At 42.5% G+C, this 22,224-nt stretch carries 18 protein-coding genes and 1 riboswitch; of the genes, 12 read left to right on the top strand and 6 right to left on the bottom strand.

Annotated elements, in window-relative coordinates:
- The 3 genes from MHZ95_RS09265 to MHZ95_RS09255 form a co-directional block, all read right to left on the bottom strand.
- Positions 1-1,107: a DUF1648 domain-containing protein gene (locus MHZ95_RS09265; RefSeq protein WP_239390341.1), complete on the bottom strand. Its 1,107-nt coding sequence runs from the start codon at positions 1,105-1,107 to the stop codon at positions 1-3.
- Entirely contained in the window at positions 1,108-1,494 is a 387-nt protein-coding gene (locus MHZ95_RS09260; protein WP_239390340.1) for a GntR family transcriptional regulator, read from the bottom strand.
- Positions 1,495-1,668: 174 nt separating this feature from the next.
- On the bottom strand, positions 1,669-3,210 hold the full coding sequence (locus tag MHZ95_RS09255; protein WP_239390339.1) for a polysaccharide deacetylase family protein: 1,542 nt from the start codon (positions 3,208-3,210) through the stop codon (positions 1,669-1,671).
- Between the two features lie 409 nt (positions 3,211-3,619).
- On the opposite strand from MHZ95_RS09255, the gene trhO reads away from it, so the two are divergent.
- The gene (gene trhO / locus MHZ95_RS09250) at positions 3,620-4,597 is read left to right on the top strand and encodes an oxygen-dependent tRNA uridine(34) hydroxylase TrhO (RefSeq protein ID WP_239390338.1); all 978 of its coding nucleotides are present in this window, start codon (positions 3,620-3,622) and stop codon (positions 4,595-4,597) included.
- Between the two features lie 194 nt (positions 4,598-4,791).
- On the opposite strand, the gene rpoN is transcribed toward trhO, so the two are convergent.
- Positions 4,792-6,105 carry an RNA polymerase factor sigma-54 gene (rpoN, locus tag MHZ95_RS09245; RefSeq protein WP_239390337.1) on the bottom strand — a complete coding sequence of 438 codons (1,314 nt, stop codon included), beginning with the start codon at positions 6,103-6,105 and terminating at the stop codon, positions 4,792-4,794.
- A gap of 326 nt (positions 6,106-6,431) precedes the next feature.
- Here rpoN and MHZ95_RS09240 point away from each other — a divergent pair, with 326 nt between their 5' ends.
- From MHZ95_RS09240 to recQ, 9 genes are all read left to right on the top strand, one after another.
- Positions 6,432-7,580 (top strand): acyl-CoA dehydrogenase family protein, encoded by a 1,149-nt coding sequence (locus tag MHZ95_RS09240; protein ID WP_239390336.1) that lies wholly within the window; start codon positions 6,432-6,434, stop codon positions 7,578-7,580.
- A gap of 272 nt (positions 7,581-7,852) precedes the next feature.
- A complete protein-coding gene (locus MHZ95_RS09235) occupies positions 7,853-8,680 on the top strand; it encodes a DUF368 domain-containing protein (RefSeq protein ID WP_239390335.1) in 828 nt (275 codons plus the stop codon).
- A 136-nt stretch (positions 8,681-8,816) separates the two neighbouring features.
- On the top strand, positions 8,817-10,712 hold the full coding sequence (locus MHZ95_RS09230; protein ID WP_239390334.1) for a PrkA family serine protein kinase: 1,896 nt from the start codon (positions 8,817-8,819) through the stop codon (positions 10,710-10,712).
- A 124-nt stretch (positions 10,713-10,836) separates the two neighbouring features.
- A complete protein-coding gene (gene yhbH, locus MHZ95_RS09225) occupies positions 10,837-12,003 on the top strand; it encodes a sporulation protein YhbH (protein WP_239390333.1) in 1,167 nt (388 codons plus the stop codon).
- Positions 12,000-13,403 (top strand): SpoVR family protein, encoded by a 1,404-nt coding sequence (locus MHZ95_RS09220; RefSeq protein WP_239390332.1) that lies wholly within the window; start codon positions 12,000-12,002, stop codon positions 13,401-13,403. The genes yhbH and MHZ95_RS09220 overlap by 4 nt, the downstream gene beginning before the upstream one ends.
- A gap of 175 nt (positions 13,404-13,578) precedes the next feature.
- The gene (locus tag MHZ95_RS09215; RefSeq protein WP_239390331.1) at positions 13,579-14,295 is read left to right on the top strand and encodes a ferredoxin reductase domain-containing protein; all 717 of its coding nucleotides are present in this window, start codon (positions 13,579-13,581) and stop codon (positions 14,293-14,295) included.
- A 133-nt stretch (positions 14,296-14,428) separates the two neighbouring features.
- Positions 14,429-14,842 (top strand): hemerythrin domain-containing protein, encoded by a 414-nt coding sequence (locus tag MHZ95_RS09210; RefSeq protein WP_239390330.1) that lies wholly within the window; start codon positions 14,429-14,431, stop codon positions 14,840-14,842.
- 177 nt (positions 14,843-15,019) lie between these two features.
- Positions 15,020-16,093, top strand: a complete 1,074-nt coding sequence (locus MHZ95_RS09205) for an ATP-binding protein (protein ID WP_239390329.1) — start codon at positions 15,020-15,022, stop codon at positions 16,091-16,093.
- A 122-nt stretch (positions 16,094-16,215) separates the two neighbouring features.
- The gene (recQ, locus tag MHZ95_RS09200) at positions 16,216-17,988 is read left to right on the top strand and encodes a DNA helicase RecQ (protein WP_239390328.1); all 1,773 of its coding nucleotides are present in this window, start codon (positions 16,216-16,218) and stop codon (positions 17,986-17,988) included.
- Between the two features lie 57 nt (positions 17,989-18,045).
- Here the strand turns inward: recQ and queF are convergent, their stop codons facing one another.
- Together queF and MHZ95_RS09190 are read right to left on the bottom strand one after the other, a co-directional pair.
- Positions 18,046-18,543 (bottom strand): preQ(1) synthase, encoded by a 498-nt coding sequence (queF, locus tag MHZ95_RS09195; RefSeq protein ID WP_239390327.1) that lies wholly within the window; start codon positions 18,541-18,543, stop codon positions 18,046-18,048.
- Positions 18,544-18,622: 79 nt separating this feature from the next.
- Positions 18,623-18,666, bottom strand: a riboswitch (PreQ1 riboswitch).
- Between the two features lie 26 nt (positions 18,667-18,692).
- A complete protein-coding gene (locus tag MHZ95_RS09190) occupies positions 18,693-19,856 on the bottom strand; it encodes an MFS transporter (protein WP_239390326.1) in 1,164 nt (387 codons plus the stop codon).
- 162 nt (positions 19,857-20,018) lie between these two features.
- Here MHZ95_RS09190 and MHZ95_RS09185 point away from each other — a divergent pair, with 162 nt between their 5' ends.
- Both MHZ95_RS09185 and MHZ95_RS09180 read left to right on the top strand, forming a co-directional pair.
- A complete protein-coding gene (locus MHZ95_RS09185; protein WP_239390325.1) occupies positions 20,019-21,128 on the top strand; it encodes a hypothetical protein in 1,110 nt (369 codons plus the stop codon).
- Positions 21,129-21,144: 16 nt separating this feature from the next.
- Positions 21,145-22,125 carry a diaminopimelate dehydrogenase gene (locus tag MHZ95_RS09180; RefSeq protein ID WP_239390324.1) on the top strand — a complete coding sequence of 327 codons (981 nt, stop codon included), beginning with the start codon at positions 21,145-21,147 and terminating at the stop codon, positions 22,123-22,125.
- Positions 22,126-22,224: the final 99 nt, after the last annotated feature.

The following is a 22,224-nucleotide window of genomic DNA, read 5'->3' as shown; positions in this document are numbered from 1 at the left end:
TTATAGAAGTAAACTAATGGCGATTATGAGTAAAATTGGACCGAAGAGGATAAGATAGCCGATTGGGTTTCCGAAATTGATCGTCCAGCCGACCCCGAATCTCTTTTCAACAAAAATGGAAGGATCATTTTTATTGACATAAAAGACACCGGCTTTCCAGTATTGATCGTCGTCAACATCGGTAATCCCTGGAGCGGATTCGTCTTCCACTAGGACGTCAATCCTTGAGCCGCCCTGCCCGACTTTAAAGGCGTAAACTGCAGTTGCAATCAGTATGACAAACAAAAAGCCGAGTGGGAAGGCGAGCATGATGACCTCATTGCCAAGCCCTTCATGGATCGTGACAAGTTGTAAAAAACCGAATAGAATTGTGATCAAAAAACTGGTCATAAACAGAAACCAACTTGTATACTTCCGGAATGACAGTTGCTGGATTTGCGAAGTTTTGCTTTTCGCGGCATTTAGTTTAATGCCGGATTGTTTGGTCAGCGCATGGATACCGAGCATCATCCCTTGCATGACAAGCAAGATAAGTAAGAGGGCGACAACCGAAAAGGGCGTCTTTTCACTAAATGCATCGGGTTGACCGTTCGGGCCCCAATGTGTCGGGATCAGATCGGGCATATTCCCATATTGGGTTGCCGTATAGGCAATCAGTCCGATGGTGATCACGATCGGTAAGGCGTATAGAGCAGTCGGTAGCATTTCATCTTTCGATCGGATAGCTAAATCAGCAATACGCACTTGCTTCAAGTCTGACCCCCAGTTTTGCGAGCGTTTCAAACGGGTTATTTTCGCATGGAAGTAGAGGTAAAGCACCATGCTGATCAATAAGATTCCAAACTGAATACCCAATCCGATTAGAACGATGTGTTCTTCGGAAAGTACTGGCTGATTGGCCCAGATTGCATACCCCAAAAGAGCGACTGTACCAAGTAGTAAACAAATAGCCGAATAGGCTTTTTTGGAAGCAGTGACGGTTTTATGATCGGTATAACCTTCGGGAATGGTGACACCGAAAGCGAGCGTTTTTTTCAGTAAAAACGGAATGGAAGCCTGCATGATGATAATAAAGGCAATCATGACAAGGAAAATCGTCAGAGTCATTTAAGATTCCTCCTTCAAAGTAGAAATGATGGTAGAAGTAAGCGTTTCGATTCCTTCCGAAGTCATCCCCAGTGCAATCGCTTCAGCAATAATAGGTTCTAACTCTTCGACAATTCGCAGTCGATGCACCTCAGCTATTCCGTCACGGGGAATTGGGTTTATGACTGCACCTGATTTGGGAACGATTTGAATGAGCCCTTTTTTTTCAAGCTCATGATAGGACTTATTTACGGTATGCATATTCATGCCTAAGTCTGAAGCCAAAGACCTGACAGAAGGCAATGTATCACCTGCTTTCAATTGCCCTTGAGCAATGAGTATGATCAACTGATGGGTCAATTGTGTATAAATCGGGATACTTGATGATGGTTCAATATGAATAAGCACCATGGCACCTCCTCGTTGTTCTAATTGAAGTATAACAAATTTGTGTTAGTTTGTATATAACAAAGTCGTGGTGAATTTTTGGGGAAATTTTCTTTTGAAGCTCAAAACAGCCATGAAGAAGGATTTGAAAAAGACCTCCTGAACAGTGCTAGCACTTGTTCAGGAGGTCTGGTTTCAATCTAATTCTGATACGGTGACAAACGTGAATCCTTCACTTTGTAAGTATGTGAGAACGGCATCGAGCCCATCGGCCGTCGCTTGATGGATATCATGCATAAGGATGATGCTACCGTCTTTCACTGAATTTTGAACGTTAACGAGGAGTTGTTCGGCATTTCTATGTTTCCAATCGAGAGTGTCGACATCCCATAAAACAACAGGTAAATCCGTTTGACTACGTACTGTAGAATTCACTGCACCGTAAGGCGGACGGAAAGAAGTCGATTTTATTCCGGTCACTTCCTCAATAATTGAAGAGGTGCGTTCAATCTCTTTGTCGATTTTATCAAGACCGGCTTTTGTTAAATCAGGATGGGTCCATGTATGATTCCCTAATTCATGACCTGCGTCTGCTACATGTTTAGCGATTTCAGGGTAATATTCGACCCGGCTGCCAAGCATGAAGAATGTTGCTTTTGCATCATACTTCTTTAAAGTATCAAGGATTTGCATCGTCACTTTCGGGTCAGGACCGTCGTCAAATGTCAGGGCTACTTTCTTCACAACTGTCTCTGTGGAAGTGTCGGCATCTGTTACGTTATCTGTTTCGTCAGTATGGTCAATGTCCGTTCCGTCTGTTTCGCTGTCGTCTTGATTGTGTACAGGTTGACGATCGGTGTTATCCGGAATAGGGTCATTTTCCTTGTTGCCGTCGATGTTGTCCACCGGATCATCCATTTCTACTTGGTCTGTCGTCGTGTCTAGTAGTTTGAATTCATCGGCTAGCCACTCATTGCCCTCTTGAAGGGGAATAGTGATAATTGGTGGTCCGGCAGTGTCGGCTGCCACTGTGTTCTCAGCAAAATAAAAAATGAGAGATTCATCGGTAAGCGCGAAGTTCTGGTAATTTTCCCATTTAGGTTCAGTATACCGCTCTACATCTTCCGAAGAGAGCATCCCGTTCAATGCCGGATCCATGTATAAGATGTCACGGACAAGCGGCGCAATCTGTTCCAAATTCGTTAAATCATGATTGAAAAGATCTTCTATAGAAATTACTTCTCCAGTTTCCGGATTTAAGTGAAAAGAACGAATTTCAGTTGATCCGTTTTCGCCTCCGCTATAGCGATTGGTTAGCAGAACAAATGAATAATGGCTGGAATTGAATTGAAGCGTTTCAAAAGAAATATTCAGTTCCCCGGTCTTAGCGTTATCCTTCTGTTTTTTGTCATTCATTTTCACCAAATAATCTTGCTTCGCTTTTTTTATGTATGTTGAAATTTCATCGTTGAAATGGCTATGTTTGCTTTGTGGATACTGAATCGCGAATGGTGAAAAAGGATCATTTGATGTCTCAATAATGATTTTAATGCCCGGATAGTTTGAGTCGATTGTGTCGATCGTAATAGGTGTAGGAGCTGCTCCACCCGAGGACGCGGTATCCTTTTTGGATGCCTGTGAAATTAAATAGATAGCGGCTACCGTAAGAGTGATGATAGCGATGGAAAATGTCATGTCGATCCAGAAAGAGCGACGTTTCCGATGTGTTCTTTTCATACAGAATACTCCTTTTTTAGTTATAGAAAGTTAGACGGGCGAATCTAGAAATAGTTTCAAAAATCTAGTTAGATAATGTCGAATTCAGTCGGTAATTCTATTCTACTAGTATACATGAAAATGAAAAGCAAACCAAGGATTGACAAAAAAACGGAAGATATTAGTTTGCTAACTTTGAAAAAACTACGAATCTATAATTTATAGGTGTATGAAAAATGCTGCCAAGCGATTTGCATCGTCCATTTTGACATGGAAAATCCTTTTTTCGACAACGGCCATGTGTTATAATGTCAAGGTCCCGGATTTTGTGAATACGGGATTGCTTTTGTATGTTGACAAAACCATATGTATCATCCGATCCGGTTGTTGGCTATAACATGCAATTATAAAAAACAAGGTGGTTGGAAAAATGGAGAAAAATGCTTATCGGGTTCTTCTGTACTATAAATATGTACCTGTCGAAGACCCAGAAACGTTCGCAGCGGAACATTTGGCAGCTTGTAAGGAAATCGGTTTGAAAGGTCGTATCCTAGTCGGAACAGAAGGAATCAACGGAACATGTTCCGGTACGATTGAGCAGACAGATGCCTATATGGAACTGTTGAGAAGTGATGAGCGTTTCAGCGATATCGTATTTAAAATCGATGAAGCAGACGGTCATGCGTTTAAGAAAATGCATGTGCGTCCGCGTAAAGAAATTGTCAATTTAAGTTTGGATGAAGATATCAATCCGAATGAATTGACAGGAAAACGCTTAAGCCCTGAAGAATGGTTCAAGCAAATGCAGGAAGAGGATACGATTATCATCGATGCAAGGAATGATTATGAGTTCGATTTAGGACATTTCCGGGGGGCAGTTCGTCCGGACATTGAAAACTTCCGTGATTTGCCGGAATGGATTCAAGAGAACCGGGAGATGTTCGAAGGGAAGAAAATCCTGACATATTGTACAGGAGGCATTCGCTGTGAGAAGTTCTCTGGCTGGCTCGTACGCGAAGGCTTTGAAGATGTAGGCCAATTGCATGGCGGTATTGCCACGTATGGGAAAGATCCTGTCGCAAAAGGACAGCTTTGGGACGGACAAATGTACGTATTCGATGAGCGGATTGCTGTACCGATCAACCAGGTGGAGCATGTGGTCGTTGGTCGTGATCATTTCGATGGAACGCCATGTGAGCGCTATGTGAACTGTGCGAACCCTGAATGTAATGCGAAGATCCTCTGCTCTGAGGAAAATGAGCATTTCTATATGCGCAGCTGTTCGGACGAATGTCGCACACATCCGCGCAATCGCTACTTCGTCGAGCATAAGTTGACGGTCGAAGAGTACGATGCACGCTTGGAAGCGATCGAACGTCGTAAAAATGAAGTGCTTGCATCCAATTAATACGAATAAAACGTCAAGGTAGTTAGTTTGCTACCTTGACGTTTTTTGCTTTCGTCTAGACTCTGAGCGCCAGACGCCCTGCGCTTTTGTTATTATCTAGGAAATTATAAAATCTCGCATTGTGGATAAGTAGGAATGGAGTTAGTTACCGTCTAGACTCCGGGCGTATAGGCAGGCGCCCTACGCTTTTGTTCTTATACGCGAATCTCTTTCCTTCGACTTGAAGAAGGGATATTCAGTTCTTCCCGATACTTACTGATCGTCCGTCTGGAAATGGTGATTCCTTTTTCGGATTTCAAATAGTCGGCAATTTTTTGATCGGAATGGGGCTTGAATTTGTCTTCCTGATCGATAAAGCTTTTTAGCAAGGATTTGACGGTTGTTTGGGAGATGCTGTTTCCATCGGTCGTTTCCAGCTTCGATGTAAAAAGCAACCGAAGATTGAAGGAGCCTAATGGTGTTTGAATGACTTTATTCGCCGTCGCACGACTGACGGTAGACTCATGCATGCCAATCTCATCCGCCACATCTTTCAAAGTGAGGGGCTCCAATGCTTGAAGTCCCGTCAAGAAGAAGTTTTTCTGTTTTTCGAGCAGTACGTGCATAATGGAGATAATTGTATTACGTCGCTGTTCAATACTGTTCAGAAGCCATTGATAGCTTTTGTAATGCTCGTGCATATAGTTGGCAACATCACTTTTTCCTCGCAAATAACCCGAGTAATCTTGATGGATGTGGATGGAAGGCAAATTGCCATCATTCAAGTGGAATGTAAATTCATCGTTTATGTATTCAACGATTATATCCGGGTTCAAATAATCGGTTGCAAAATCGGCCATGAACGTACATGGTCGAGGATTCAGCGAACGAATTAAATCAGACAACCTTTTCACTTCTGCTAATGGTATTTTCATCAAAACTGATAGCTCATTCCATTTGCGATCTGCTAATAACTGCAAATGATGGTCCACTAAATATTCCGCCTCTTTTTCATCTGGATAGCTGTACTGCAGCTGTAATAGTAGGCATTCTTTCAACGACCGTGCACCTGTACCGAGCGGTGCAAACTGTTGGAGTAAATGGATTCCTCGTTCTATGTCAAGGTCGGTCAAGTTTAGGGATATCATAAAATCTCCATCCGGCAGATTTAAATAGCCGTTATCATCCAAGTTATAAATAAGTGTGCTCAACAAGAAGCGCTTATGCTCATCTGAGAACATGAATTTTGCTTGTGCAAATAATTCATCTCTCATATTGGCCTCAAATGATCGGGTTTTTTCAATCAGGGATTCAGAAGAGTCCGATGTCGGAGAAACCCTTTGGATACGCTCTTCATATTGATTTTGTCCATCCTTTTCCTTCAATTCGATCAAAGGATTTTCAAGTTCCTGTTCCCTGATAAATTGTTCGAGTTCAAAAGTAGAATATTGTAATAGTTCAATTGCTTGCCTAAGCTCAAAGGTCATTAATAGTTTTTGTTCCAGCTTTTGGTGAAGAACTAGCTCCATAATGTATCACTTCCTCTCATGGACAATAAATTTTGGCAGCGCTTTCATTGATATGATGCTATTATAGCATTAACTTCATAGAACTTCGAGGGAGAAAATGATTTTCCGTTTTCTGGACGCTGTTGTGCCAAGTGTGGTGGCTGTATTTTTGAACAATTGTAACTTGTTAGTTGCTTAAGTTTGATAAACGTGCTTTGATAGGATTTAGAGCGCGGATGGCTGCGGTCTGCCACGCATTTCCAAGTCACGTTTCGCATGCCGGGAATCATTGGAAATGTATTACATTTACGTTAAGGCGTAATGAATGAAAAGAAAGGGGCTTGCTAGTGGGGAGATACAGGTTTGAAGGGGAAGAACATCTCATGTTCCGAAAAACGCTTCGAAAATTTTTGCAAAATGAAGCGGTGCCGAACTATAAGAAGTGGGAGAGGGAAGGGATTATCCCAAAGTCGTTTTGGAAAGGTCTCGGCGAGTTAGGTTTTCTTTGTCCGCAAGTGAGCGAAGATTACGGGGGGCTTGAACTTGATTTTACCTTTAGCGTCGTTATTACGGAAGAGTTGGAAAGGGTCGGTACAAGTTTAGTCGGTATTAGTTTGCATAATGATATTGTCGTTCCTTATATCGAAGCTTATGGTTCTCCAGAACAATTAGAACGTTGGCTGCCTGGTTGCACCTCTGCAGACTATATTACAGGGATTGCAATGACTGAGCCGGATACAGGTTCCGATTTGGCGAATGTGCAGACAACAGCCATTCGTGATGGGGATCATTATATTGTGAATGGGCAAAAGACGTTTATCACGAATGGGGTCAATGGTAACTTATTCGTCGTCGTCGTAAAAACGGATCCAAGTGCTGAACCGAAGCATCGGGGAATCAGTCTCCTTGTGGTGGAAGAAGGGACGCCAGGATTCACAAAAGGCCGAAACTTGGACAAAGTCGGTCTTCATGCGCAAGATACAGCAGAGCTATACTTTGAAGACTGTCGTGTTCCTATCGCAAACTTGCTTGGTGAAGAAGGTCAAGGCTTTCCATATCTCATGGAAAAGCTTCAACAGGAGCGACTCGTCGTAGCTATAGGTGCGCAAATTGCATCCGAGGATATGCTTGAAATGACCATTAATTATGTGAAATCCCGTAAAGCATTCGGAAAGCCGGTCTCCTCTTTCCAGAATACCCAATTTAAACTAGCAGAAATGGCGACAAAAGTGGAACTTGGAAAAACGTTTCTCGAATCGCTCATCGAAGATCATATACAAGGCAAGGAAATTGTTAAAAAAGTGTCCATGGCTAAATATTGGCTAACTGAAACCGCCCATGAAATCTCTTCGGAATGTATGCGGTTACATGGGGGCTATGGTTATATGGAAGATTATAAGATTGCGAGGCGTTATCGGGATATTCCGGTCGCATCGATTTACGCAGGGACAAATGAAATCATGAAAGGAATCATTGCGAAGAAAATGGGCTTATAAGCTAAAGAAAGTGCTAGCGAGTAATACGCCGGCACTTTTTAAATTCACTTCATCTAACTGGGGTGGACTGTTACATTAAAAGCGTCTCGATTACGCCGAGGCGGCAAGTATATCAAAAAAGGAACTTTTCAATCCCTTAGCCGTCTTAGACAGTTGGAAAATGAAGGGGAAATCCAAAGGATAGGAAGGGAAATAAGAAGAGAGACCCTCCATTTCATCTTCGTAAAATGGTATACTAAGAACATTCAATTGAAATTGGAGGAACAGGTTTTATGCAGTGGAGAAATTTATATCGCGGATTCTTCATGGGAATCAGCGATCTTATTCCTGGATCGGGCGGAGCAACCATCGCCAACATTTTAGGAATATACGATGAGTTGTTAACGGCAATCAGAGGTTTTTTCAGTCGTGACTGGAAAAAGCATATCGGTTTTTTGGTGCCGTTAGCAATTGGCATTGCTGTTACGCTACTTGTATTCAGCAAAGTGATGGATTTTTTATTGAAAAATTATCATGCTCCAACACAATATTTTTTCTTAGGACTGATGATCGGCGTCCTTCCTTTTATCGCGAAACAAGCGAATGTGAAAAAGAATTTCAAGTGGTCCCATTTCCTGCTCATTTTTGCCGTAGGAATTTTACTAGCCATTGCAGCGTCGATGCTACCACATGGTCAAAAACCGATCACTGCTTTGACTGGCGGAAACGCAATCCTGCTCTTTTTAGCGGGATTAACAGGCAGCGTGGCAATGTTATTGCCTGGGATCAGTGGGTCCTTATTATTGTTAGTGCTTGGCGTTTATTCAACGGTAATCGGGGCACTTTCAAATTTCAATCTTCCAATCATCATCGTCATTGGTGCCGGTATGGTCGTTGGATTGCTTATTAGTGGCAAGACGATTCAATATTTGCTGTCGCACTATAAATACGCGACATTTGCAGCGATGATTGGTCTTGTTATCGGATCTTTATTTATCGTTTATCCCGGCATACCAGAAAGCGGCACACCGTTTGTACTCAGTGTGATTGCCTTCATTACAGGGCTGATCGTCGGGAACTTATTCAGTTCGCCGAATGATAGACTTGTTGAAAGTAAATGATGAAAAGCGCTACGTTCAAGACGATTAACATTCGTTTATGAACATAGCGCTTTTCTTATGTTTTCATAGAGCCGTCATGATTAGCTTGTTCCACGCATACTATAGATAAAACCATGCCCTGAATGGAGGGAATTCAATGGATATCTTAGACAAAGTAAGAAGCTTTAGAGAAGAAGAAAACAAGTTGAAGTGGGAAGGTACATTTGCGGAGTATTTGGACATTGTAAAGAAAAGGAAAGAAGTGGCCCAGACAGCCCATTCGCGTGTTTACAATATGATTAAAAGCTCGGGGTTAATTGAAAGAGATGGAAAACGCCTCTATCAGTTTTTTGGAGAAGAAATTTTCGGGTTGGAAGATGCGATTGAGCGGTTAGTGGAAGAATATTTTCATCCAGCTGCAAAGAGATTAGATGTCCGAAAGCGGATTTTATTGTTAATGGGACCGGTAAGTGGCGGTAAGTCGACCATTGTAACTTTGTTGAAAAGAGGACTTGAAAGCTACTCCCGAACAGATGAAGGGGCGGTTTACGCTATTAAAGGTTGTCCGATGCATGAGGACCCTCTTCATCTGATTCCGCAACATTTGCGTCATGACTTTTATGAAGCGTATGGCATTCGAATCGAAGGCAGCTTATCCCCTTTGAATACGATGCGTCTGGAAAAAGAATACGGTGGGGAAATTGAAAATGTATTAGTGGAACGGATCTTTTTCTCGGAAGATAAACGTGTCGGAATTGGGACGTTTACACCATCTGATCCAAAATCACAAGATATCGCGGATTTGACAGGGAGCATCGACTTTTCGACGATTGCTGAATTTGGTTCCGAATCAGATCCACGTGCGTATCGATTTGATGGGGAATTGAATAAGGCAAACCGAGGAATGATGGAATTCCAAGAAATGTTAAAACTGGACGAAAAGTTTCTATGGCATCTTTTATCCCTTACGCAGGAAGGGAACTTCAAAGCAGGACGATTTGCATTGATCAGCGCAGATGAACTGATTGTCGCGCATACGAATGAAACGGAATACCGTACTTTTATATCCAATAAAAAGAACGAAGCTTTGCATTCGAGAATTATCGTCATGCCGATTCCGTATAACTTGAAAGTTAGCCAGGAAGAACGTATTTATGAAAAAATGATCAAGGAAAGTGATATGTCCCATGTCCATATTGCACCGCATGCTTTACGTGTCGCCGCGATTTTCTCGGTATTGACGAGATTGGAAGATTCGAAAAAACAAGGCTTGGATGTCGTCAAGAAAATGCGGTTATATGACGGTGAAAATGTGGAAGGGTTTAACCAAGTCGATGTGGAGGAATTGAAAAAAGAGTTTCCGAATGAAGGCATGCATGGCATTGATCCGCGTTATGTCATCAACCGGATATCTTCGGCCATCATTCGTAAAGAAGTACCTTCCATCAATGCGCTTGACGTCCTACGTGCTTTGAAAGATGGATTGGATCAGCATGCTTCCATCTCCCAGGAAGACAGGGAAAAGTATATGAATTATATTGCCATTGCGAGACGAGAATTCGACGAGATTGCCAAGAAGGAAGTCCAAAAAGCGTTTGTCTATTCGTATGAAGAATCGGCCATCACGTTAATGAATAATTATTTGGATAATGTGGAAGCGTATTGCAATAAAAACAGATTGAGAGATCCATTGACCGGTGAAGAGATGAATCCTGACGAAAAGCTAATGCGTTCGATCGAAGAACAAATCGGGATTTCAGAAAATGCGAAAAAGGCGTTCCGGGAAGAAATTCTTATACGGATTTCCGCTTATGCGAGAAAAGGAAAGCGTTTTGACTATCGATCCCATGATCGTCTAAGAGAAGCGATTCAAAAGAAATTATTTGCCGATTTAAAAGATGTTGTCAAAATTACAACTTCATCTCAAACGCCGGACGAATCGCAGCTGAAGAAAATCAATGAAGTTGTTGCGAGATTGATTGACGAATACGGCTATAATTCTACCTCTGCCAATGAGTTATTACGTTATGTTGGAAGTCTATTGAATCGATAGTGAAGTTGAAGGGGAAAAACAAGACTGATGATGCATTGGTCTTGTTTTTTTCTCAAAAATCGTTGCTGTTCAATACACTGGAACTATAAAATTTCGGATAGATAATAGATAGGTGTGGGTGAAAATGAGCGAAAAACAGGAAAATCAGTTTGTCGTTTCTCAGGAAAACTGGTCCCTCCATCGGAAAGGGTATCAGGATCAGAAACGGCATATGGATAAAGTAAAGGAAGCCATTCAAAATAATTTGCCCGACATTATTAGTGAAGAAAGCATTATCATGTCGAATGGTCAAGAAGTCATTAAAATTCCAATTCGTTCCTTGGATGAATATAAAATCCGTTATAACTATGATAAGTCCAAACATGTAGGGCAAGGGGACGGAGATAGTCAAGTCGGGGATGTCGTGGCAAGTGATAAAGGACAGGAAAAGGCCGGGCAAGGGCAAGGGAAACAAGCCGGAAATCAGCCTGGCCGTGATTATACTGAGGCGGAAGTTTCCATTGCCGAAATAGAAGAAGCGCTCTTCAAAGAGCTGGAGTTGCCGAATCTTGAACGGAAGGATCATGCCGAGACGACAACGGATAAAATTGAGTTCAATGATATTCGAAAAAAAGGTCTTATCGGCAATATTGATAAAAAACGGACGATTTTATCGGCCGTCAAAAGGAATGCAATGAAAGGGAAGGCAGAAATTGCACCATTTCATAATGATGATCTTCGTTTTAAAACTTGGAACGAAGTGCAAAAGCCGGAGTCCAAAGCCATTGTACTCGCCATGATGGATACGAGTGCTTCCATGGGGAATTTCGAGAAATTTATTGCGAGAAGTTTTTTCTTTTGGATGACTAAATTTTTACGTTCGAAGTATGAAAGTGTCGAAATAGAATTTATCGCACATCACACCGAAGCGAAAGTTGTAACAGAAGATGACTTCTTTACGAAAGGGGAAAGTGGCGGAACGATCTGTTCCTCCGCATATCTCAAAGCATTGGAGTTAGTGAAGGAAAAGTATCATCCATCCCGTTATAATATTTATCCTTTTCATTTTTCGGACGGGGAAAACATGTCTTCCGACAATGCGAAATGCATTCAATTGGTCAACGAGCTCATGGCTGTTTCGAATATGTTCGGATACGGAGAAGTGAATGCGTATAATCGCTTTTCCACGTTGATGAACACCTACAAGACGATTGACCATCCGAAATTCCGTCCATATATCTTGAAGGAGAAAAAAGATGTGTATCACGCACTCAAAAGCTTTTTCCAAAAAAATGCGGAGGGGTTCGATTGACGGAATATAAAGCGCTTCATCGGGCCATCGGTGAGATTACAGACATTGCCAAAGGGTTCGGACTCGATTTTTATCCGATGCGTTATGAAATCTGTCCAGCGGATATTATTTATACGTTTGGGGCATATGGTATGCCGACACGGTTTACGCATTGGAGTTTCGGAAAACAGTTTCATCGAATGAAGTTGCAATATGATCTTGGACTAAGCCAAATATACGAATTGGTCATCAATTCGGATCCATGTTATGCATTCTTACTGGATACGAACAGCCTGATTCAAAATAAGCTGATCATTGCCCATGTTCTGGCCCATTGTGATTTCTTTAAAAATAATGTCCGTTTTTCCAACACACGTAAAGATATGGTTGAAAGCATGACCGCGACAGCGGAAAGAATTGCAGAATATGAAATGGTTCACGGAAAGGAAGAGGTCGAACGGTTCTTGGATGCGGTTTTGGCGATTCAGGAACATGTCGATCCTACTTTAACTAAGCGGAAGCAACCGATTGATGAGTTGGATGAAGAAATGGAAAGTTATGTACGAAAAACTCCGTATGATGATTTATGGAGTTTGGACCAGCAGGAACCTGCAACGAAAAAGTCGAAGAAAAAAGCAGGGAAATTCCCTGCAGAAGAAGAGAAAGACTTGCTGCTCTTCATTTTAGAAAATAGCCGGGAGCTTGAAGAATGGCAAAGGGATATCTTGACAATGATGCGGGAAGAGATGCTCTATTTTTGGCCACAACTTGAAACGAAGGTTATGAATGAAGGCTGGGCATCTTATTGGCATCAACGAATCCTGAGAGAAATGGACTTAACCTCGGATGAAACGATCGAGTTTGCCACATTGAATGCCAATGTGGTGCAACCTTCAAAAACTCGGATTAATCCGTACTATCTCGGAGTGAAAATTTTTGAAGACATCGAAAGGCGCTACAACGAACCGGATGAGGAAATGAGAAAACTGGGCGTCAAGCCGAATTCGGGCCGGGAGAAAATTTTTGAAGTGCGTGAAATCGAATCGGATATTTCCTTCATCCGCAATTATTTAACGAAAGAGTTGGCCGAGCAAGAAGATCTCTATTTATTCGAGAAAAAAGGAAGCGACTATAAGATTTCTACCAAAGATTATGAATTGGTTCGGGATCAGCTTGTCTCCATTCGGGTGAATGGTGGATTTCCATATATTGTTGTAGAAAATGGAGATTATTTACGCAACGGGGAATTGTATTTAGTGCATAAATACGAAGGGACAGAACTTGATCTACAGTATTTGGAAAATGTGCTTCCCTATATTTATCAGTTATGGGGTCGAATCGTCCATTTAGAAACGAGCGTGGAAAATATGCAAGTCGTCTATTCCTATGATCGCAACAAAGTTCATCGCCGGTATGTCTAGCCGGCAGCTAGGGGCTGTCCAGAAAGTCAGTGAAAATTGACTTTCTGCGACGGCTCCTTTTTATAAAGTTATATGAACCATCTAAAAATAATTAATCCTTTTAATTGAGAATAATTATCATTTATTGTATAGTAGATAGTAACGCTACATACTAATTGAGTAAGGGGAATAAAACATGCAAATATACTGGACTAAAATAAATAAGATCATTGAAGAAACACCTGAGGTTAAAACGTATCTACTGGACTGTCCGGAAGACTTTACATGGGAAGAAGGTTCCCACACCCACTTCGCACTGGAAGGTTTCAATGCCGGAGAGAAACCGAACCGAAGCCTGATACGCCATATGTCCATCTCCACATTACCGCATGAAAATTCAATCGGTATCACAACACGCATCAGAGAGCAGTGCTCTGAGTTTAAAGCAATTTTAAGAAATCTTGAAATCGGTGATGAAGTTGCCCTATTTAAAACGCATTCGAATGTGCCACTTAAAAGAGAAGATAAAAATGTTTACCTGCTGTCATCGGGTGTCGGCCTGGCAACTTTCAGACCGCTTGTACTTGATTATTTCGAACGTGCGGATAACGTCAAGCAAATTCATTCCTTGAACATCGATTCGTCAAAAGATTTCTTATTCACTGATATTTTTAAATCCGTACCTGACAAGAAGTTCACATCACAGTTCGTCGATAACCGTAAAGACTACTATGAAGAAGTGAAAAATCTTGCTGCAGACAAGGATGGGCTTTTCTATGTTGTCGGAAGCGATGAATTCATCGTGCAGAACATTGAAGTACTGCGTGAGCAGGGTATAAAGCCGGCACAGATTATCCTCGACAAGCATGAACGACAACGCTCTGAGTTTTTATCATTTGAATTGTCAATTTAATTACAGTACCCAATCATCTATACGAGTTTTTTTCTTGATCGACACGAGCTTTCTCCCTTAATGTTTTTCTTTTCCTAATCATTTACGGTTATGTTACCCTTAATGGAACAAATAGGTTGAAAGGGTGATTGGAATGGCAGGTCCAGCGTTAAAACAACTACATTCCCATCGTGCGATTCACGAAGGGGGATTATCGGGAGCGATCGGGAAAACGGAAGGAATGTTAGAGTTTTTACAGCAGGGGGATCTTACATCTGCAAATCGGGCAGCGGACGATCTGATCGATTACTGGAAAACACGTGTTATCAGCCATGCGGATGCGGAGGAAGAAGGGTTCTATGGGGAAATCGTTGAGGAACAACCGGAATTGAAGGATGCTGTTACCCAATTGACGAGAGATCATGATCTCCTTCGCATCATTGTGAAAGATATTGAGGAACTGCGTGAAAAAGAAAATTTAAGCCCCGCTGTACTGCAGCGCTTCCAAGCATTGATGGTCGTTAATGAAATACATAGCCGTGACGAAGAGCGTTTACTATTTCAATAATAATCTCTTTTAAGCACCGAAATCCGGTGCTTTTTTTTCATGCGTAAAGTCGAATTCATGGATAAGCAAATTCATCCAAATTACGGGAATTTTCAACATTATCATCCCCTTTTTGAAAAATATGATAAAATAGTATTTAAAGTTTTAATAATTTTAAAAGAAGGAGGGATGCGGTTTATGAATACATATGAAATTGAACATTTGGCGGAACAGCAGATGTTAATCGAAGATATAACGAATAACTTGGAAGTGGGAATTTGTCAATATGACGCAAAGGAAAACAAGTTTCTCTATCTCAGCCCGGCGATGGAAGGTCTTCTTGGCATCCCGGTCGCCGATGTGTTACGCGATCATCGGATGTTTGTTGCGAATTGTCACGCGGAAGACGTAGCAGACTTGGCTCGGTTTTATAAAGGAGCGTTCAAAGAACAAACAGACGTCGAATATCGGATACTAGATACAGCTGATGAGGTTCGTTGGCTGCGAACAACGATTACGCCAATCCTGGATGAGGCAGGAAATGTATTACGCTATATTTCCATAACCCAAGATATAACGAATCAAAAATTGCATGATGAACTTTTGCAAAAATGGGATAAGTTAAACGTTGTTGGGCAATTGGCGGCAAGTCTTGCCCATCAGATCAGAAATCCTTTGACAACGATTAAAGGCTTCATCCAATTGCTCGAGTTGAAAAATGACAAGTCTTTTAAAGCGATCATGACTGAAGAAGTCGAAACGATCGAGTCTATTATCGAGGAATTTCTACAACTTGCAAAACCGAGTAGTTCAACCGAGTTTTCCATAGCATTGGTTCAGAATAAGATCAAGCGGACCGTCTCTTTGTTAGAGAAGGAAGCGATGTTGCGCAATATAGAAATTAGAGTTTTTCCAAATGGTGAGGACGCTTTCATACGCTGTGAGTCGAAGCAAATTCAACAGGTTTTCATGAATATTATCAAAAATTCAATAGAAGCAATGCCTACTGGTGGAATTATCGAAATCCGGACTGTAGTAGAAGCGGATAATATGGTCAAAATTACAATTGCAGATACCGGTAGCGGGATGTCCATGGAGCGGCTTCAGAAACTTGGAGAACCGTTCTATTCACAGAAAGAGAAAGGAACGGGTCTTGGCTTAATGGTCAGTTATAAAATCATAGAGAGCCATAATGGAACCATCCAATTTGCCAGTCAAGAAGGTGTTGGAACGACTGTCGAAATTCGCCTGCCAATCGTTCTCTCTTCATGAAGAGGCATAACGCTTCCTGTCGGATTGAAGAAGGGCCTTTCTTCTTCTATAATAGGAGGATGGGATAATCTCCCGCATCAATCGAATGGATGATTTCGAAAGTAACAGGGGGATCTAAAACATTGATAACGAAAGCAACAACTGTGTTACGCGATTATTTTGGATATGATTCGTTTCGAACGGGACAGGAAAAGGTGATTAGCAATGTTCTGTCCGGAAAAGATACACTATGTGTAATGCCGACAGGTGGAGGGAAGTCCATCTGTTATCAAGTGCCGGCATTGGTCATGGAAGGGACTGTGCTCGTCATTTCCCCACTCATTTCGCTGATGAAAGACCAAGTCGATGCCCTACACGAAGCAGGCATCGCTGCCGCCTTCATCAATAGTTCACTATCCACGGAGGAATATCGGGATACGATGGACCGGGCGGAACGGGGGGAATATCGCCTTCTCTATGTTGCGCCGGAACGACTGGATTCCACAGCATTTACAAATCGGCTGCGTTCGATTTACGTTCCAATGATCGCAATCGATGAAGCGCATTGTATTTCACAATGGGGACACGACTTCCGTCCGAGCTATCGAAATATTCGTAGCATCATTTCGATTTTCGACGAGCGACCGATCGTGTTGGCACTCACTGCTACCGCCACGCCTGATGTGCGGGAAGATATATGCCGCCAACTTGACATTACTGAAACGAATACGGTAATGACCGGTTTTGAACGATCCAATCTTACCTTTTCGGTCATTAAAGGACAAGACCGGGACAAATTCGTGAAGGAATATGTAAAGAAAAATGATGGGGAAGCGGGTATTATTTACGCAGCGACACGGAAAGCGGTCGATTCCGTCTATGAAACGTTACGGAAAAGCGGGGTAGCGGTTGCCAAATACCATGCGGGCTTGTCGGATGTTGAACGGCAATCGGAACAAGATCGTTTCTTAATGGACGAAGCAACGGTGATGGTCGCTACAAACGCCTTTGGGATGGGTATCGATAAAAGTAATATCAGATACGTGATCCACTACCAGATGCCGAAAAATATGGAGAGCTATTACCAAGAAGCTGGTCGTGCTGGACGAGATGGTCTTGACAGCGATTGTACACTATTATTTTCATCACAGGACGTTCACACGCAACGTTTCCTAATCGATCAGTCACAAGATGAAAGCCGGATTCCAGCAGAACTGGAAAAGTTGCAGTCCATGATCGATTTTTGTCATACGGAAACTTGTTTACAGAAATTCATCATTACGTATTTTGGTGAAAAAGATGTAGCGGATTGCGGAAGATGTGCCAACTGTACAGATACAAGGGAAAGTTCCGATGTGACGGTGGACGTTCAAAAAGTGCTTTCTTGTGTCATCCGAATGGGGCAAAGATTCGGAAAAACGATGATTGCACAAGTGTTAACAGGTTCAAGAAACAAAAAAGTATTGGAATTCGGTTTTGATAAACTGACGACCTACGGACTGATGAAAGGACGTAACACAAAAGAAATTTCCGATTTCATCGAGTTCATCATCTCCGAAAATTGCCTTTCTGTTGAGAACGGGCAGTTTCCCATCATTTATGTCAGTGAACGCGGCAAAGATGTCTTAACCGGGAAAGTAAAAATCTATCGGAAAGTGTCCGTTGTGACGAAACAGATTACAAACGATGATCCGTTATTTGAACAACTGCGTGCACTCCGTCTGAACTTGGCCCAAGAAGCCGGTGTTCCTCCTTTTGTTGTCTTTTCCGATAAAACATTGCGGGATATGGCTGCACGAATGCCTGTAACAGATGAGGAATTCCTGGAAGTGAATGGAGTCGGCTTGTCGAAGTTGGAGCGCTACGGCGAAGCCTTCATGAACGAAATCAAATCGTATACGATGGAAAAAGCATAAAAAAACATCCGGAAGGTGACTGCAAAGCCAAGTCGTTCCGGATGTTTTTATCTTCAGTCAGCGGTTATCGATTTTCTCTGGGTACAGGTCATGATTCATCATCCGGTGATCGGCCATTTGTTCATATTTTGTGCCGGGTTTACCGTAATTGCAGTAAGGGTCTATTGACAACCCACCGCGTGGCGTGAATTTGCCCCATACTTCGATGTAACGCGGTTCAATGAGTTTGATCAAGTCGTTCATAATGATATTGACACAGTCTTCATGGAAATCGCCGTGATTCCGGAAGCTGAATAAGTAAAGTTTCAATGATTTACTTTCGACCAGTTTTTGATCAGGGATGAAACTGATATACATCGTTGCAAAATCGGGTTGGCCCGTCATCGGGCAAAGGGATGTAAACTCGGGACAATTGAATTTGACAAAGTAATCCCTTCCACTATGCATATTATCGACCGATTCTAATACGTCCGGATTGTATTCATATAAGTATTTTGTGTTTTGGTTGCCGAGTAATGTCAAATCACTCAATGTTGCTTCATCTCTTCCAGCCAATTAAAAAAACCTCCCGTAAATTTTGTCGGGGAGGTTCGTCTATGCAATCTAAAAAAGCCGTGTCGAATGATCGAGGCATCCATACATAGTTTTTTATAGAGGGTCGCTATGAACCTCTCCCAGACAGGGTATTCGTTTCGTCTTTGACTTTAGACGACAGGAGTGGATTTGTCAATAGAACGTTTTTTCATACCGAGCAGCGTGTAGGCCGCTACGGCTAGCAGAATGATCCCGGTTAGCATGAAAGCGCCGCGAAACTCAAGGTCCAAAAATCCGATCAGACCTGATCCTGCTACGACACCGATCGAGAAGAACGCGTAAAAATAGCCATATGCTTTCCCGCGGTATTCCGTCGTGGACGAGTCGATGAGCAGGGAATTGATGGAAGGGAATAGGAAAGCGAAGCCTACCCCGTAAATCGCCATGGCCACATATAAAAGATTCAATTCCTCGATCTGACTTAAAAACAACATGCTCAGCCCCATCAGTGAGATGCCGAATGCAAGCGTCGAAACCGGACGGGCACGGTCGAATATCCGGTTGATCGGCAATAGGAAGATCAGGATTGCAACGACGCCGAACGTGCTCAATAAGATCCCGCTCGTTTTCGTATCAAATCCGAGCGATTCGACTTTCAATGGCAGGACGAGCGCAAGGACGCCTTGTGAGAACATAAGAAAAAATGCGCCTGCAAATGCCCGAATCATCCCTGGGTTCCGGAATAAGTTTTTCACTGGAAAGCGCCGGGATGGTTTGGTCTTGCGTTTACGGACATAGTTGAAGGAACGGAGAACAAAGAATGCGAGGATCGCCAATAGAAGCATAATCCCCCCATTGACAGCCATGATGAACGGCGTGCTCGTTTTAGCAGCCACAATTCCGCCATACGCCGGACCGATAATGGCAGCAAGTCCGACAAATGCACCTGAAATGGCAACATTACGACCTCTTTTCGATTCTTCTGCCCGATTGGCGAGAAAAGTGAATGCCGCCGGAACGATCAACCCTTCCATGAAACCGTGGATGAATCGGACACCGAGCAATGCCGTCGCATCCGCTACGGCCGAGTAGAGGAAAAGGGAAAGAGCAGAAGCGAACAATCCTAATACAAGTAAAAGGAATGGCCCTCTTTTATCGGTCATAAAACCCGAGATGATATTGCCGATCGTATTGGAAAAGGAATACATACCGACAGCAAGTCCGACCAAAAATGGGGTGCCCCCAAGCGAAAGTGCAAATGGACTCATGACGGGTAACTGTGAAAATAAATCAAAAAACGAGAAAAAGACGATCAGATAAACAAAACCGCGCATAATGAAGCCTCTTTTCAATTGAAATGCATCCCTTATAGTTTAACATTTTTTTGGAGATTAGTGAAAAGGCTAGATTATGAACAATGTAGTTGGATTAGCCTTTTCAAACTAGAAACGTTAAGATAATCCCATATCAACGAATTAACGGAGGAGATCTATTCATTGAACTTCATAAAAAAACTATTTAGCAAGCGAGACGAAAAAGCAATCGAAGAACAAATCGAAAAACAATATATTTTCGTCGAACTCGATTTGGAACATTGGTACGAGCCTTTCTATGCACAAGATTTGACAAGGAAACCGTCTATTTTAACTGAAATAGAAGAAGATCCCGTTCTATATGAAAGATTGGAGACAGGACATTCCATCTTTCCGAAAATCGCGGCGGACACTTCCATTGAATTTTTTATTCAACCCGACCATTTCGATGCAGATGATATTGTCAAAGCTGGAATCGTCGTCAGGCATGCATATTCCACTCTTAATGCGATTGTAATGGAGGCGGTTTTCTGGAAGAGTGATCATTCAGTTGAAGCGATTCCCTTTCAACTGAACGTCAGACAGGATGACGAACAATGCCGCTTGGCCTCGGCATTGATCAGTATCCAAAAAGAAATTCCTTTCTATTTTGGAAGGGTCGAAAATGGAGAATTTACAATCGGTAAGCAATTGATCGCACAAATGCCGGAACCCGTTCAAAATGATATGCAAATCACACTTGTCGAACTGTACAATGATGAAATGCGCAAAACGGGTCCTCTTGTTGAACTGCAAAGTATAACGGACCGAGAGATGACAACTGCTGGTTGGGTCTTTCATTTTGATGATGAGAAGTTGAAAGAAGAGGATCTCGATTTATCTTTTATAAAAGTGGATATATTACGAACAATTTTTGATAAAATCAATCGTCTATCCGGTGGAGGGCGCTTCACAGGATGGATTGCAGAGAATGTAGGTGATCGGGACGGAAGTGGGCTCTATGGGGAAACAACGACGTTCGTATTGACTGCAACGGAATCCCTTCATATGAAGGGAAAATTACATGCGGAGGTATTGCACTATTTACAATCATTGCAAGGATTCATTCGGGAAGATGGCGGCTATCCAATAAAGTACGAAGCACTCCCGATCTTTCGGCAAGAAGAGGGCGGTTACGGATTTGGAGCTGTCGATGAAGATTTTTTAGCAAAAGCGGATAGGTTATCTAGAAAGATGACGAATAAAGAGGTAAACTTATACAACAAACTGCTGAATATGAAAGCAGTAACATGAAAGGAGTTAATATAAGATGACAATTAGAATTGGAATTGCAGGATATGGAAATTTAGGGCGTGGGGTTGAATCTGCAATCGCTCAAAACGAAGATATGAAATTGGTCGGGGTATTTTCCAGAAGAAATCCGGAAGATGTGAAGTTATTGAATGGGAACGTACCTGTACATAAGATGGATGACATCCAAAATTTTACGGACGAAATAGACGTCCTGATTCTTTGTGGCGGATCGAAAAACGATTTGCCTGAACAAGGTCCTGCTTTGTCAGCGCTGTTCAACACTGTGGACAGCTTTGATACGCATGCGAAAGTTCCGGAATATTTTGCAGCGGTCGATGCATCTGCAAAACCGAATGGCAAGACGGCCATCATTTCTGTCGGCTGGGATCCAGGTTTATTTTCCATCAACCGCCTGTACGGCGAAGCGATCCTTCCGGAAGGTGCGACGTATACATTTTGGGGGAAAGGCTTGAGCCAAGGACATTCAGATGCGGTAAGAAGAGTCTCGGGCGTTAAAGGGGCTGTTCAATATACAATTCCTGTGCCGGATGCAGTAGACCGTGTGCGCAGCGGATCATTCCCTGAATTATCTACACGGGAAAAGCATACACGTGAGTGCTATGTTGTATTAGAAGAAGGGGCGAATCCGGATGAAGTGAAACAAGCGATTGTCACAATGCCTGACTATTTCACGGACTATGACACAACGGTGACATTCATCTCAGAAGAAGAATTGAAACGCGATCACTCCGCAATGCCACATGGCGGTTTCGTAATCCGCAGCGGTAAAACGGGCGAAGGCAATGCACAAGTGATGGAATATTCCTTGAAACTCGACAGCAACCCGGAATTCACATCCAGTGTCCTGGTTGCCTATGCACGTGCGGCTTACCGTTTGAGTCAAAACGGAGATGCTGGGGCCAAGTCGGTGTTCGATATTGCGCCGGGCTTGCTTTCACCGAAGAGCGCTGCTGATTTGCGAAAAGAATTACTGTAAGTGGAATAACAAAAGCTGGCGTTGCTTCTATTAATGAAGTGACGCCATTTTTTTGCATTGCAAAGTGTCTACCACCGTTGCAATTTTTGATAATGTCCT

It is taken from the genome of Sporosarcina sp. ACRSM, from assembly GCF_022346545.1.
Taxonomy (GTDB): domain Bacteria; phylum Bacillota; class Bacilli; order Bacillales_A; family Planococcaceae; genus Sporosarcina.
The sequence above is the reverse complement of the archived record's forward strand: the minus strand, read 5'-3'. Positions and strand labels throughout refer to the sequence as shown.